The 15,609-nt window shown below is 40.6% G+C and carries 13 protein-coding genes; 7 read left to right on the plus strand and 6 right to left on the minus strand.

Annotated features, from left to right (window positions below; genetic code table 11):
• Nucleotides 1-36: 36 nt before the first annotated feature.
• A complete protein-coding gene (locus ACSLUF_RS05930; RefSeq protein ID WP_435625192.1) occupies nucleotides 37-1,209 on the plus strand; it encodes a PQQ-dependent sugar dehydrogenase in 1,173 nt (390 codons plus the stop codon).
• Here ACSLUF_RS05930 and ACSLUF_RS05935 read toward each other — a convergent pair.
• The 6 genes from ACSLUF_RS05935 to ACSLUF_RS05960 all read right to left on the minus strand — a co-directional run bounded on the left by ACSLUF_RS05935 (nucleotide 1,206) and on the right by ACSLUF_RS05960 (nucleotide 5,200).
• Nucleotides 1,206-1,493 (minus strand): DUF3817 domain-containing protein, encoded by a 288-nt coding sequence (locus tag ACSLUF_RS05935; RefSeq protein WP_435625193.1) that lies wholly within the window; start codon nucleotides 1,491-1,493, stop codon nucleotides 1,206-1,208. The genes ACSLUF_RS05930 and ACSLUF_RS05935 overlap by 4 nt on opposite strands.
• On the minus strand, nucleotides 1,493-2,044 hold the full coding sequence (locus ACSLUF_RS05940) for a PepSY-associated TM helix domain-containing protein (protein WP_435625194.1): 552 nt from the start codon (nucleotides 2,042-2,044) through the stop codon (nucleotides 1,493-1,495). Before ACSLUF_RS05940 ends, ACSLUF_RS05935 begins: the two co-directional genes overlap by 1 nt.
• 13 nt (nucleotides 2,045-2,057) lie before the next feature.
• Entirely contained in the window at nucleotides 2,058-3,449 is a 1,392-nt protein-coding gene (lpdA, locus tag ACSLUF_RS05945; RefSeq protein WP_435625195.1) for a dihydrolipoyl dehydrogenase, read from the minus strand.
• A gap of 119 nt (nucleotides 3,450-3,568) precedes the next feature.
• Entirely contained in the window at nucleotides 3,569-3,973 is a 405-nt protein-coding gene (gene msrB / locus ACSLUF_RS05950; protein ID WP_435625196.1) for a peptide-methionine (R)-S-oxide reductase MsrB, read from the minus strand.
• 32 nt (nucleotides 3,974-4,005) lie between these two features.
• Nucleotides 4,006-4,476 carry a peptide-methionine (R)-S-oxide reductase MsrB gene (msrB, locus tag ACSLUF_RS05955; RefSeq protein WP_435625197.1) on the minus strand — a complete coding sequence of 157 codons (471 nt, stop codon included), beginning with the start codon at nucleotides 4,474-4,476 and terminating at the stop codon, nucleotides 4,006-4,008.
• A 145-nt stretch (nucleotides 4,477-4,621) separates the two neighbouring features.
• Nucleotides 4,622-5,200, minus strand: coding sequence for a collagen-like protein (locus ACSLUF_RS05960; protein WP_435625198.1), 579 nt, complete (start codon nucleotides 5,198-5,200; stop codon nucleotides 4,622-4,624).
• 168 nt (nucleotides 5,201-5,368) lie between these two features.
• Between ACSLUF_RS05960 and ACSLUF_RS05965 the strand changes: the two genes are divergently transcribed.
• The 6 genes from ACSLUF_RS05965 (at nucleotide 5,369) to ACSLUF_RS05990 (ending at nucleotide 15,603) form a co-directional block, all read left to right on the plus strand.
• A complete protein-coding gene (locus ACSLUF_RS05965) occupies nucleotides 5,369-7,309 on the plus strand; it encodes an alpha-1,4-glucan--maltose-1-phosphate maltosyltransferase (protein ID WP_435625199.1) in 1,941 nt (646 codons plus the stop codon).
• Between the two features lie 17 nt (nucleotides 7,310-7,326).
• Entirely contained in the window at nucleotides 7,327-8,931 is a 1,605-nt protein-coding gene (locus tag ACSLUF_RS05970) for a trehalose synthase (protein ID WP_435625200.1), read from the plus strand.
• Nucleotide 8,932: 1 nt separating this feature from the next.
• A complete protein-coding gene (gene glgB, locus ACSLUF_RS05975; protein WP_435625201.1) occupies nucleotides 8,933-10,828 on the plus strand; it encodes a 1,4-alpha-glucan branching protein GlgB in 1,896 nt (631 codons plus the stop codon).
• A gap of 95 nt (nucleotides 10,829-10,923) precedes the next feature.
• Nucleotides 10,924-13,323: a glycoside hydrolase family 31 protein gene (locus ACSLUF_RS05980; RefSeq protein WP_435625202.1), complete on the plus strand. Its 2,400-nt coding sequence runs from the start codon at nucleotides 10,924-10,926 to the stop codon at nucleotides 13,321-13,323.
• Nucleotides 13,324-13,359: 36 nt separating this feature from the next.
• Nucleotides 13,360-14,169: a M48 family metallopeptidase gene (locus tag ACSLUF_RS05985; RefSeq protein ID WP_435625203.1), complete on the plus strand. Its 810-nt coding sequence runs from the start codon at nucleotides 13,360-13,362 to the stop codon at nucleotides 14,167-14,169.
• 105 nt (nucleotides 14,170-14,274) lie between these two features.
• Entirely contained in the window at nucleotides 14,275-15,603 is a 1,329-nt protein-coding gene (locus tag ACSLUF_RS05990; RefSeq protein WP_435625204.1) for an MFS transporter, read from the plus strand.
• Nucleotides 15,604-15,609 lie beyond the last annotated feature (6 nt).

The raw sequence follows: 15,609 nt of genomic DNA on the forward strand, positions 1-15,609 counted from the left end.
TATTTTTCGTATCTTTTATAACCCCAATGTATTGATATGAAAAAGATTGCACTTGTTACCTCATGTATTTTTTTGAGTTTTATTGCCTGTTCCGATGATAATGGAACAAACATGAATTCTGATGATGTTGACCCCAGTGGAACAGCATTTACCTTACAAAATGCATTTCCAAACCTTAGTTTTTCCAGACCAGTTGATTTTCAAAGTCCTGGCGATTCCAGTAATCGGATTTTTGTGGTCGAGCAGGGTGGAACTATTCGGGTTTTTGACAATTCGGAAAGTTCAGCTAGCTCAGAAATGTTTTTGGATATAAGTAGTTTAATCAACACCAATGCCAATGAACAAGGATTGTTGGGATTGGCCTTTCATCCGAACTTTGAGAGCAACGGTTTTTTCTATGTGAATTATACTCCTTCGACCACATTATCGGTCACTTCAAGATTTCAAGTCTCCTCTGCCAATCCAAATGTGGCGGATGTCAACTCTGAGCTTATTCTTTTGGAAATGCCTCAACCTTTTACCAATCATAATGGTGGGCAATTGGCCTTTGGCCCAGATGGATTTTTGTATATAGCATCCGGGGATGGAGGCTCTGGAGGCGACCCGGGGAATAATGCTCAAAACCGTTCAAATTTGCTTGGAAACATTTTAAGAATAGACGTAGATGGTACATCCAACGGGCTGAATTATGCAATCCCTGCAAATAACCCTTTTGTGGGAGAACCGAATATTCGAGAGGAGATATTTGCCTACGGATTTCGAAATCCGTGGCGCATGAGTTTCGATACCCAAACGGGGGACCTTTGGTCTGGAGATGTGGGTCAGGATGAACGTGAAGAAATCAATTTGGTGACCATAGGTGGAAATTATGGCTGGAGGTTATTCGAAGGTACCTTTTGTTTTTCAGGGGATTGTAATACTGCTGGATTGGTGCCTCCTGTTTTTGAGTATGCCCATAATGGGAATGACCAATCCATTACTGGAGGTCATGTGTACAGAGGAAGTCTGACCCCTTCTTTAGCTGGTAATTATATCTACGCAGACTTTATTGATGGCCGAATTTGGGCTCTGGATATTGCTTCCAGTTCTTCGGAAGACACCTTGCTCATCAATTCCAACCTAAATATATCTTCCTTTGGCTTGGACGCACAAAACGAACTGTATATCTGTGCTTTTGACGGTTCTATATATCGTCTGGTAGAAAACTAGGATACCGTTTCGGGCTGCAAATATTTTTGGTCCACATAAAAAGTGGCAAAGGGCAATAATGAAGCTACTAACAAAACTAAGAGCCGCTTAAAATTCCATTTTTTTTCATACCAAAAAAGGAAAGCTATAATTATATAGGCTATAAAAAGAATACCATGGGCGTAACCTACAAATTTATTGGGCTGTAAAATACCTGCCCAATATTTTAGGGGCATGGTAAAAGCAAAGAGCGATAGATAAGAGATACCTTCAAGTATGGCTGTGATTCTAAATACTTTGAGCATTAGGCAAACAAGATTAAAAATAATATGGGGAATAAAACCCCGGCCAGTGCCAGCTTCCATCCTCGTTTTCTAAAGCTGTTCTTTCCTTTCGTAATAAACAGTCCAGTAAAAGCAATCACCAGCATGGCCGCTCCAAAAATATCAGAATACCAAATCCAAAAACTGTTGGTGCTTTTGTGCAGAAACATGGTATGTCCTAAAACCGGCACTTTTCTTTTGTATTCCAAAAAGCCTTTTCCGGTGTTGATATTTATATCAAGGGTTATATTCCGTTTAAAGCTTGCTCTTAGCTCCTCGCCACGAATTCTGTGTCCGTCATACTTATCTTGCAAATCCCATTTTTCAGCAATGGATTTTATGAACTCTTCAGAATCTAAACTTTTCGGATTATCAGGTAGCGCTATTTGAACCTCTTCCGTTTCATAAGCGTAATCCATGGGATACCAGTCCTGTCTGTGATTCAAGATGATTCCAGAAAACGAAAAAGCGATAATCAAACCAATGTAGAAGTAAGCAATATCCCTATGGATATTTCTATTGTTCCATTTCATCAAAGAAGACTTTTTATAAATGGATTACTTCGTCATAGGCAGCAGCAACAGCTTCCATTACCGCTTCACTCATTGTTGGATGCGGATGAACCGCCTTTAAAATTTCGTGACCGGTGGTCTCTAATTTTCTACCCACTACGGCTTCAGCAATCATATCCGTAACTCCGGCACCAATCATATGGCACCCTAACCATTCGCCGTATTTGGCATCAAAAATGACCTTAACAAACCCGTCAGCGTTTCCTGAAGCTTTAGCTTTTCCACTGGCAGAAAAAGGAAACTTCCCTACTTTGATATCGTAGCCTTGCTCTTTGGCCTGTTTTTCCGTCAAACCAACAGAAGCAACCTCTGGCATACAATAAGTACATCCTGGAATATTGCCGTAATCCAAAGGCTCTACATGCATTCCTGCGATTTTCTCAACACAAAGAATACCTTCAGCAGAGGCTACGTGCGCCAACGCTTGTCCAGGAGTCACATCTCCAATGGCATAATATCCAGGTATATTGGTTTGGTAGTAATCATTCACCAATATTTTATCTCGGTCTACGGCAATCCCAACATCTTCCAATCCAATGTTTTCAATGTTTGATTTAATACCCACTGCTGAAAGTAAAATGTCAGCCTCAAGGATTTCTTCACCTTTTGAAGTTTTGACTGTTGCTTTGACACCATCACCTGAAGTGTCCACATGGGTAACTTCCGATGAGGTTTTAATTTTTATGCCCGATTTTTTGAAACTTCGCTCCAACTGTTTGGAAACTTCTTCATCTTCAACAGGTACAATATTGGGAAGATATTCAACCACAGTTACTTCAGTCCCCATGGAATTGTAGAAATAGGCAAACTCGATGCCGATAGCCCCACTACCGACTACAATCATCTTTTTAGGTTGCTTTTCCAAGGTCATGGCTTCACGGTAACCAATCACCTTTTTTCCATCCTGCGGAAGGCTAGGTAATTCTCTACTTCGGGCACCGGTCGCAATGATAATATGGTCGGCAGTATATTCAGCCGGATCACCGTGTTCGCCCTTGACAATCACCTTTTTTCCAGGCATTATCTTACCATATCCGTTCAATACCTCAATTTTGTTCTTCTTCATAAGGAATTGAACACCTTTGCTCATCCCATCCGCCACTCCACGACTCCTTTTAACAACAGCATCAAAGTCATGTTCCACTTTTTTGGCGCTCAATCCATAATCTTCCGCATGTTTTAAATATTCAAAGACCTGAGCGGATTTCAACAATGCTTTGGTAGGAATACATCCCCAGTTTAAACAGACGCCACCTAGACTTTCTTTTTCAACAATGGCCGTTTTAAAACCAAGTTGTGATGCCCTAATGGCAGTTACGTAGCCTCCAGGACCACTTCCCAAAACAATTACATCAAAATTGCTCATCCCTTTTAAATTTTAGTTGTTATGATTGACACCTCACCTTACGGTTAGGCAGGTGCAAAAATACGGAATTCAAATACCAAATACCAAGTAGGTAATTTTAGAAAAGATTGAAACGGATATTACTCATCCGTAGCATCAAAATCAATGCTCAGGGAGTTGATACAATACCGTTGCCCTGTAGTCTCTCGAGGACCATCATTAAAAACATGTCCCAAGTGTCCACCACAGTTGGCACATACGGTTTCGGTCCGAATCATACCATGCGAAGTGTCCCGAATATACTCTATAGCTCCTTCCACGGCTTGGTCAAAAGAAGGCCAACCGCACCCACTTTCAAATTTGTTATCACTTTCAAACAGTTTGGCGCCACAGGCTTTACAGTGATATGACCCTTTATTAAAATGAAGATTGAACTCCCCTGTATGCGGGTACTCCGTTCCTTTTTGTCTTAAAATGCGATATTCATCGGGAGAAAGCTGTTTTCTCCATTCTTCATCGGTTTTTTCTACAGCGTACTTTTTCAATGGCGGGTATTTTTTTGTGTAAGTTAAGAGATTTATTGGGAATCTGGGATGAAGTTCAATGCAGCCCCATTAATACAATGTCTTTTGCCCGTAGTGTTCCTTGGGCCATCATTGAAAACGTGCCCCAAATGCCCCCCGCAAGTAGCACAGTGCTCTTCCGTCCGGGCATAGCCAATTTTATAATCCACATCATAACCAACACTATTCTCAATCTCTCTGTCAAAACTGGGCCATCCCGTTCCAGAATCAAATTTATGTTCGCTTCGAAATAGAGGCGTAGCACATGCTGCGCACACATAGGTCCCCTTTTCCTTAATGTCTAAAAGCTCGCTGGTAAAGGCGTTTTCGGTAGCGGCTTTGCGCAACACATAATATTCCATATCGGTTAGTTGCGCCCTCCATTCTGCATCTGTTTTGGAGATTGGAAATTCTTTTGTTGCTGCTATTTCTTTATTCTGTTCCTGAACTACACCCTTACATCCAGCAATTAGTATTAGGGCCATCCAAAGCAAATTTTTTCCCACGTATGTTCTTTTCTGTATTAGACGCAATTTTTGATTATCCTTTCAAAAATAGGCCTTAAAAACCATCAATGTTAAATGAAAAAGCCCTGCGAATGCAGGGCTTTTGGAATGAGTAAGCTTTTTTTTAGTTAAGCTGAATTTTTTTAACCTGGTCCTCATCAACCCCAATTGCGGACATGACTGCACTTAGGTTTGAGGTGTCCATTCGGGATGAATTCGCAAATATACCGGGTACAATAACTATCCTAAACGACTGATTGTCTGTAAAATCAGTACTTAAAGTAGATAGGTCAAAATTCCCATCAATAAATAACTCTACATCCACAAAAGTATGGGCGAATACATATTGCAGGGTTCCTTCTGGCAGGAAAAAGTTTTGAGGAAGTTGGCTCCAAGCATCAGCGGTACTGCCATCATCTAAATCAACCGTTCCGTCAAATCGATACACCAAAACAGCGTCAGACTCAAAAACCTCAAAAGTGGTAACGTCTCCGAAAGCAATAATGGTACTGAATAAGTTGGCATCAGGGTCAAAACCGAAGTTTACTCCATCTACTTCAATGACTTGCCCTTGAATTCCGGGTTCCCCGTCTAAACCATCCAATCCATCTAGACCGTCAAAACCGGGAGGCCCTGCTGGACCTTCACAGGCTACTATGAAAAAGACTAAAAATGCACCGAGTATTGTATTGATTGTTTTCATGTTCTTGATTTTTTTGATTTGAACTCTTTTGTATGTTTTCACTAGTAAAACAAAAAGCGGGCCATAATTTCATGGGTTATAACGATTGCAAAAGGAAATATGGCGCAACAGCCCTAAAAATGTGGGTTTAATTTCTATATTTATGACAAAGACCAACTTGACTCAACTATGTTTAGACAGCAGCGTGTAGTAATTGACAATATTTCCCCGCAAATAGAATCTGGCCGTTTTTTCATCAAAAGAACCGTGGGGGAGCGTGTTCAGGTTACAGCCGATATTCTTCCAGATGGGCATGATGTAATACAATCTGAACTGCTTTACAGACACGAAAACCAAAAAAAATATGCTGATGTCCGCATGGAGCATCTGGGAAATGATGTATACCAAGCGACTTTTAAAGTCGAAAAACAAGGTTTCTACAGCTATAAAATAAGAGGCTGGGTAGATTATGCCCTGAATTGGCAGCACGGGGTGGAAGCCAAACTGGCCGATGGGCAGCATCTTAAGAGCGAATTGCTCGATGGGATTCAATATTTAAAGTTTTTGGCCAAAAAGACAGGTCCAGAGGACAAGAAATGGTTGAAGGAATGGATTTCAAAATTTGAGGATGAATCTGCTTACAAAGAAGCAGTCAATTTTGCCGCTTCCGATACCTTGAAAACATGGTTTTTAAAATATCCCCAGCGCATCTTGGCGAATGAAAGTCAAGAACTTCAGGTATATGTGGACCGAAAAAAGGCAAACTTTAGCACTTGGTACGAGTTTTTTCCGCGTTCATCAGCCCCAGAAGAAGGGCAACACGGTACTTTTAAGGATTGTGAGCGGTTGTTGCCCAGAATTGCCAAAATGGGCTTTGATACCCTTTATTTTCCTCCAATCCATCCGATTGGGGAAGTCAACCGAAAAGGAAAGAACAATACAGTAGATGCCCATGAAGGAGATTCTGGAGTACCGTGGGGTATTGGTTCCAAACAAGGAGGTCATAAATCCATCCATCCACAGCTAGGAACGGAAAAGGATTTTAAAAAACTCATAAAGAAAGCAAGTAACCTAGGGATTGAAATGGCGATGGATATTGCATTTCAAGCAGCACCAGACCACCCTTATGTCTCAGACCACCCTGAATGGTTCAGAAAACGACCCGATGGCACCATTCAATACGCAGAAAACCCTCCAAAAAAGTATCAAGACATTGTAAATTTTTACTTTGAGACAAAAGAATACAAGGCACTTTGGGAAGAGCTACTGACTATTGTACAGTATTGGATTGCTTTTGGAGTCAAAGTGTTTCGAGTGGACAATCCGCATACCAAACCCTATTATTTCTGGCATTGGTTGATTTCTGAAATTAAAAAAGAACATCCCGATGTACTCTTTTTGGCCGAAGCATTTTCGAGGCCAAAGGTGATGCAACAACTAGCCAAACAAGGATACTCCCAGTCCTATACCTATTTTACATGGAGGGTCACAAAGCACGAATTGACGGAATATGTTACGGAGCTTACCCAAACTGAAATGCGGGAATATTACCGACCTAACTTTTGGCCGAATACGCCGGATATCAATCCTTATCATCTACAGGGTGCCAATGAATCTATGCATATCATCAGATATGCATTGGCTGCAACATTGAGTGGTAATTTGGGTATCTATGGACCTGTATTTGAGTATATGGTCACTGATGCGTTACCCGGAAAAGAGGAATATTTGGATTGCGAAAAATATGAAGTGAGACATTGGGACTGGAACATCGAAAATGGATTGACCCACTATATCACCAAAATAAATGAAGCGAGACATCGGCATGAGGCGCTTCAGCAGACCAATAATATTAAGTTTTGCCATATTGAGAATGATCATCTTATGGCATTTTACAAATGGAACGATGACAAGACGGATGAGATGTTGATTATAGTGAGCCTGGATTCTCATCATATGCGGCAAGGAACAGTGCAAGTGCCCTTCCATGAATTGGGTTTGACTCAAGAGCAGGGATTACGCATCAAAGACGAAATGACGCAAAATGAGTATCATTGGCATGACGAATGGAATTTTGTGGAACTACATCCCAATTTACCCTTTCACTTGTTCCATATCATAAAAGATTAATCAAACACGAACTTAGTTTGAAACCACCGTACGAATTCAATATAGCATGGGAACAATTGTTGGATGACAACAGCTTTACCGAGGTGTTTTTATCCACAGTCTTACAGGATTATGTGGTTCGTCAACGATGGTATGGTGGGAAGTCTAGCAAGTTAAAATATATTGAGCTTCAGGAGCACTTTCGGATTCAGCAGCACGGTGAGGTCTATTATGGGTTGATTTTGGAAATAAATTTTGAAGAAGCCTTTTACCAACATTACTTCCTTCCCATAGCTTTTGTGTCGGATGAAAATTTTGCCAAAAAAGACAGGATACTCCCTTTAAAGCTCAATGGTCAGGATGGTTTTATCATAGATGCCCTGAATTTGGAGGCTTTCAGGAAACTGGTCTTTGAACGTTTGGTAACGGCCGAACCCAATGATACTACGCGGGTCAGATATCATAAAAGCACAAATTTTGTAGATACGGAGTACAGCTCATCACGATTTATCGGGTTGGAGCAGAGCAACACCTCAATCATCATGAACGACAAATACGTAATTAAGTTTTTTAGACGAATTTATGCGGATAAAAATCCCGATTATGAAATGAGTCGTTTCCTTTCGGAAAAAAAGGAGTACAAAAATACCCCGGCCTATATGGGAAGTTTGAGTATAATCGATTCAGATAATGCCAATATTACAATTGCTTTGATGCAAGAGATGGTACCCAATGAAGGAGACGCATGGGAATTCATGTTGAAGGAGATTGACATTGTTTTTCAATGTCTGGAGCGAAAAAAACTGGATGTATACTCTCTTCCCAAAACCGAGTTATTTGAAAGATTACAAATAGCAGATGTTCCACCACAAATTATTGATTGGGTTGGATTGAACATCTTTTTAAAGCTTCAAACTTTGGCCAAAAGAACGGCCGAGATGCATGTAGCTTTGGGTTCTGAATTTGAAGAAACCGCCTTTACTCCAGAACATTTTAATGGAGATTACGAAGTATGGCTCAAAAATCGTTTGTTATATCAGTTCCAAAACCGATTAAATACTGTAGAAAACAACATTGGTAGACTATCTGGCATGTCTGCCGAGCTTGCCAATGAATTCTTAGAACGAAAGAACGAAATCCGAAAGCGATTTGTTGGTTTTGACTGGACCAAACTCAAAGGAGAACGGTTGCGAGTGCATGGGGATTATCATTTGGGCCAAGTATTGGTGAAAGACGATGATTTCTATTTATTGGATTTTGAGGGTGAACCCGAGAGTACCATTCGCGACAGAAAGGTAAAACAACCCCCTTTAAAAGATGTGGCAGGTATTTTTAGGTCGTTTCATTATGCGGTTTATGCCACAATTTTTAATAATGAAGGCAAATACCCCTATTCGCAGGAAGAACTTTTTCATGCGGGGGAAATTTTATACACCTATTTTATCAATGTTTTTTACGCCATCTACGTAGATTTGATTCAGCAAAACAACATTAATATAGGATACACCCAAGAACGTATTTTTTTGCTTGAGTACTGTATGCTCGAAAAAGCGGTGTACGAATTGGGATACGAAATGAATTCAAGACCCTTATGGGCGGTAATACCCCTGCGTGGTATTATGGGAATAATAAATAACAAATAACATGGCTGCAGTAATTCCACATAGCTTTTTTACCGATTTCGATATCAATCTTTTTAAATCAGGAAAGCATTTTAGACTTTACGAAAAACTAGGTGCTCACTTGACCAAAGTAGATGGAAAAAAGGGAACCTACTTTGCGGTATGGGCTCCTTCCGCCAAGTCGGTTTCCGTAGTTGGGGAATTTAACCACTGGCAGGCAGGAGAGCACGAATTGAATGTAAGATGGGACCAAAGTGGGATTTGGGAAGGTTTTATCCCAGGTGTGGATATGGGAACGCTATACAAATACAAAATTCAATCCCACCATAACGATATTTGGACGGAAAAGGCAGATCCTTTTGGAAGATATTGTGAAATCCCTCCCAATACGGCTTCGGTGGTTTGGGACGCTTCCTACAAATGGAAGGATGAATCCTGGATGAAGAACCGTACTGAGCATAACGCTCTGGATAAACCCTATTCGGTGTATGAGGTACATCTCGGTTCTTGGAAGAAGAAAAATGGATGGGAATCTCTCAGCTATATTGAATTGGCAGATGAATTGGTAAATTATGTGGCAGATATGGGCTTTACTCATGTGGAATTCATGCCGATAATGGAATATCCATATGACCCATCTTGGGGATATCAACTTACAGGGTATTTTGCCCCAACTTCGCGTTTCGGCAAACCGGAAGATTTCAAACTATTGGTCGATAAATTCCACGAAAAAGGTATCGGAGTGATTTTGGACTGGGTTCCCTCCCATTTCCCTGAAGACGCACACGGCCTTGGTTTTTTTGATGGATCTCATCTATACGAACATCCTGATAGGCGCAGAGGATATCATCCAGATTGGAAAAGTTTGATTTTTAATTACGGTAGAAATGAAGTCAGAGCATTCTTGATTAGCAATGCCGTTTTTTGGCTGGATCAATATCATGTCGACGGATTGCGCGTTGACGCGGTAGCTTCCATGTTGTATCTGGATTATTCGCGTGAGGATGGTGAATGGGAACCCAATATGTATGGCAACAACGAAAACTTGGAAGCCATGTCATTTTTACGGGAAATGAATCAAGAAGTGTATGCGAGTTTCGAGGGGATACAGACCATAGCAGAGGAATCCACCGCATTTACTGGAGTTTCCAAACCGGTTCATTATGGAGGACTCGGTTTTGGTATGAAATGGATGATGGGCTGGATGCATGATACTTTGGAGTTTTTCAAAAAAGAACCTATCTACCGATCATATGACTTGAATAATATCACCTTTAGCATGACTTATGCTTTTACTGAGAACTTTATGTTGCCATTTTCCCATGATGAGGTAGTTTATGGTAAAAACTCGCTCTTGTACAGGATGCCTGGGGATGAGTGGCAAAGGTTCGCTAATCTTAGAATGCTATACGGTTACATGTTTACACACCCTGGTGCTAATCTGTTATTCATGGGCGGAGAGTTTGGGCAGTCTTCGGAATGGGATTTTCAAAACAGTCTGGATTGGCATTTAACCCAGTATGACTTCCATTCTGGAATTCAGGAGACTATCAAAGACCTAAATAAGTTGTACAAAGAAAGTCCGGCTCTATATGAAAAACAGTTCAGTCCAGAAGGATTTCAATGGATTGAATATAACGATCAGGAAAATACCGTGATTTCCTATAAGCGCATGGGTAACGACCCTGAGGATGATCTAATTGTGGTCTGCAATTTTACACCCGTACCTCGTGAAAACTATAGAGTAGGTGTACATAAAACCAAGCAGATGAAGCTGCTTTTCAATAGTGATGATGCTAAATACGCAGGTAGTGGAATCGGTAAAAAAACGTTGCGACCAACAGCAAAAGAGTGGAATGGATGTCCAAAATCAGTGAACATGACCCTACCACCCTTGAGTGTAATTGTTTATAAATAAACTTTTTCTCTTTTTTCCTACAATTTTATTGTTCAAAACATCTTTTTCAATTCTCATAGTAATGTGTTTCTTTTGTCTTTCTCAATTGACCAACAATGATTACTAATACAGAAATTGCTAATAGAGGAAATCAATACCCCAACCACATTGTTGATTTCAAACATGAAAACGACAAGATATTTTTCACTACCCAGAATGGCGTCATTTTAGAGATTACTATCCTACGGGACAGCGCCATTCGATTTAGATATGCCACGGAACACGTTTTTGAACCCGATTTTTCCTATGCCATCAGTGATGATGTCAGTTTAGGATACAATAACCTTGAGGTAAAGGAAGAGATTCCAGAATATGTGATTACCACTTCCAAAATTAAGGTCTATGTAAACAAGTCCGACCTTAAGATACAGATTGTGGACATGGAAAATGTTATCCTTAGTGAGGACGAAATCGGTTTTCATTGGGAAGAAAACTATGATTACGGAGGTAATATCGTTAAGATGAGCAAAGTGTGCCATTCCGGGGAGAGTTATTACGGAATGGGGGACAAAGCTTCCCACACGAACTTAAAAGGAAAACGTGTAAATAATTGGGTTACAGATTCTTATGCCTATGGTAAAGATCAGGAACCTTTATACAAAGCCATTCCATTTTATATTGGTCTCAAAGAGAACATTGCTTACGGGATTTTCTTTGATAATTCGTTCAGTACTTACTTCGATTTTGCTAACGAAAAACGAAATGTAACGAGTTTTTGGGCTGACGGAGGGGAAATGAACTACTATTTCTTTTATGGTCCTGAAATGAAACAAGTGGTCGAAGCTTATACCGACTTGACCGGGGTTCCAGAACTTCCGCCACTTTGGGCTCTAGGTTTTCACCAATCCAAATGGAGTTATTATCCGGAAAAACGAGTAAAGGAAATAGCGTCAACATTTAGAAAACGTAAGATTCCTTGTGATGCAATTTATTTGGATATCGATTATATGGAGGGATTCCGATGCTTTACCTGGAACAACCGCTATTTTCCTAATCCCAAGAAGATGATTGCCGATTTGGAGGCCGATGGTTTCAAAACTGTTACTATGATTGACCCAGGAATTAAGATTGATAGGGAATATTGGGTATATCAACAGGCTATGGACAATGGTTTTTTCTGCCGAAGGGCGGATGGCCCACATTTTAAGGGTAAAGTTTGGCCAGGTGAATGTAAATTTCCAGATTTCACAAATCCCGAGGTTCGAGAATGGTGGGGAGGTCTCTACAAGGAAATGATTTCCGAAATGGGAGTGAAAGGAGTTTGGAACGATATGAACGAACCCGCCGTTATGGAAGTGCCCACCAAAACCGCTAATCTTGATGTTCGCCATGATTATGATGGGCATCCTTGTAGTCATAGAAAGGCACATAATATCTATGGCATGCAAATGGTTCGAGCCACCTACGACGGAGTGAAAAAGTTTATGTTCCCGCTTCGCCCATTTGTACTTACCCGCGCAGCATACTCAGGAACGCAAAGGTATTGCGCGACATGGACTGGAGATAATGTGGCAACCTGGGAACACCTTTGGATTGCCAATGTTCAAATGCAACGCATGTGTATGAGTGGATATTCGTTTGTTGGGTCGGATATTGGAGGTTTTGCTGAGCAGCCCAATGGCGAGCTTTTTGCACGTTGGATGCAATTGGCTATTTTTCATCCTTTCTGTAGAGTACATTCCAGTGGAGATCATGGAGATCAGGAACCTTGGTCTTTTGGGGAAGAGATAACGGATATTGTAAAAAGCTTTATCGAGCTTCGGTACCAACTTTTACCCTATATCTATACCCTGTTTTATAAATACATAAACACGGGAATACCTATGATTCAATCTTTGGTTTTCTATGACCAAGAGGATACACAGACACATTTCCGGACCGACGAGTTCCTATTTGGGGAGCACTTTTTGGTGTGTCCTGTCCAAGAACCCAATGCGCAAGGAAGGCGTATGTACTTCCCTAAAGGGAAATGGTACAATTACTGGAATGATGAAATGGTTGAAGGAGGGATTGAAAAATGGGTACCTGCTGAATTGGATAAGATACCGCTTTTTGTAAAAGAAGGTGCTATGATTCCAAAATACCCCGTTCAGCAATATGTAGGGGAAAAGGAAATAAAGGAACTTCAGATGGATATTTATTACAAAGAGGGCATTGAAAACTCCAGTGTATATGAGGACCAGCAAGATGGGTATGACTATAAAAAAGGAAGATACAGTCATCGCAAGTTTAGGCTGCGCGGAAAGGAAAATGAACTCATTATACAGCAATTTAAAGATGGAAACTTTATCACTTCATACGAAAAGATAAAAATGACTTTTCATGGCCTGCCTTTTAAAATTGGAACCATTGAAGTTGACAACGAGATTGTGGATTTAAAGGAGGTTAAACTGAATGGGGATAATACGGTTGAGATAAGTAAGGATTTCACCGAGTTACATATTATTGGAAAATAAATTTCGTAATTTACTCATACTAAACACACCCATTTTATGAGAAGATTATTTTTAACGGTTTTGGTTTTTATTGGAGTCGTTGCCTGTAAAACCAATCCTTTCACTGGAAAAAGTACACTTAACTTTTATCCAAACAGTCAGATATTCCCAACAGCTTTTGCCCAATACGACCAGTTTTTGGGTGAAAATAAAGTGATTACGGGGACAAAGGATGCGCAGATGATAACAGCAGTTGGCCAGCGAATAGCTTCAGCAGCGGAACGATGGCTTAACGCCAATGGTCATCCAGGCTATTTAAAGGATTATCAATGGGAGTACAACTTAGTTCAAGACGATGCCGTAAATGCTTGGTGTATGCCTGGAGGTAAAATCGTTTTTTATACGGGTATCTTACCCATTGCGCAAAGTGAAACAGGAATTGCCGTTGTTATGGGCCATGAAGTAGCACATGCTTTGGCCGACCATGGAGCGCAGCGTATGAGTGCTGGAATGCTGCAACAGTTGGGGGCGGTAGCTGGAAATGTAGCCATCAAGGACCCAGAAACGCGTAATACCTTTAATCAGGCCTATGGAATTGGCTCTTCGGTGGGAGTTATGTTACCTTTTAGTCGAAGTCATGAAACTGAGGCCGATAGAATAGGATTGCAAATAATGGCCATTGCTGGATACAATCCGGATGAGGCCGCAAATCTTTGGCGTAGAATGAAGGCCAATTCTGGCGGCCAAGCTCCCCCTGAGTTTTTAAGTACCCATCCTTCAAATGACACACGTATCAATAACTTGATGGCTTGGGCTCCAGAAGCCAAAAAAGAGGCAGCTAAATTTGGGGTTACCTCCTTTAAATAAAAAAACCACTAAACTGAAAGCGTCATTTCAACCTTAAAGAAGTCCAGGATAAACCCAATGGATTTTCTGAATTGTTGAACTGACGTTTTTTTAATTTTAATCTGTATGGCTCAGGTACTGGCAATGAAGGGAAGTAAAAAACTATTGAATGCTTGGGCATTTTATGATTGGGCCAATTCAGTTTATAGTTTGGTAATTTCTTCCGCGGTTTTCCCCATTTTTTATGGTGCACTTTTTAGGGCAGCTGAGATTGAAAAAGTAACCCTTTTTGGAGGCGAAATAGCAAGAGCTCCATTGATTAGCTATGTCACTTCATTGGCTTTTGTATTTATTGCCATTGTGACTCCTTTGGTATCTGGAATAGCGGACTACACGGGTAACAAGAAAATTTTCCTCAAGTTTTTTTGCTATTTGGGGGCTGCCTCCTGTATTGGTCTCTATTGGTTCTCTTTAGAGAATATTTATTTTGGATTGATTTGTTACTTCTTTGGATTGGTAGGTTTTTGGGTAAGTTTTGCCATAAATAACTCGTATTTGCCAGATATCGCTTATCCTGAGCAACAAGATGGTATTAGTGCAAAAGGGTTTTCACTAGGCTATGTGGGCAGTGTAATTCTCTTGATTTTCAATTTAGCGATGGTTATGCAGCCTGCTGTTTTTGGGATTACCGATAGTGGGGGAGAAGTAGCTGAAATCAAGGCCATGAAATATTCCTTTATTTCGGTTGGAATCTGGTGGGCATTGTTTAGTCAATACACCTTTAAACATTTACCCAAAGGATATAAGCGCGAAGGGGAACGTACCAATATTATTCTCAATGGTTTTAAGGAATTAAAAAGTGTTTGGAGACAATTAGGGGATGAAGTCAAGCTAAAAAGATATTTAGGCGCTTTTTTTGTGTACAGTATGGCGGTACAAACCATTATGTTGATTGCTACCTATTTTGGCGAGGAGGAAATAAACTGGGGGACAGATGGGGAACGGACAACAGGCCTAATCATAAGTATCTTGGTCATTCAAGTGGTAGCCATACTTGGGGCCACAGCCACTGCAAGGGCTTCTCGTACTTTCGGAAATATCAGGACCTTGGTGGTCATCAATATTTTTTGGGTACTCCTATGTATCTATGCCTACTTCCTGCAAACACCCATGGATTTCTACATCGCTGCAGGACTTGTGGGTATTGTGATGGGCGGTATTCAGGCCCTTTCTCGCTCTACCTATTCCAAGTTTCTACCTGAAACAACGGATACTACCTCCTTTTTTAGCTTTTATGATGTAGCTGAAAAAATAGGCATCATCATAGGAACATTCCTGTATGGTATTATTGCACAACTGACAGGTAGTATGCGAAACAGCACCATCTTTTTGGGGATTTTCTTTTTAATAGGAGTAGTTTTGTTGTTAAGAGTTGAAAAGAGACAAGATAATTAAAAACAC

This window comes from Flagellimonas sp., from assembly GCF_965601775.1.
GTDB lineage: Bacteria > Bacteroidota > Bacteroidia > Flavobacteriales > Flavobacteriaceae > Flagellimonas.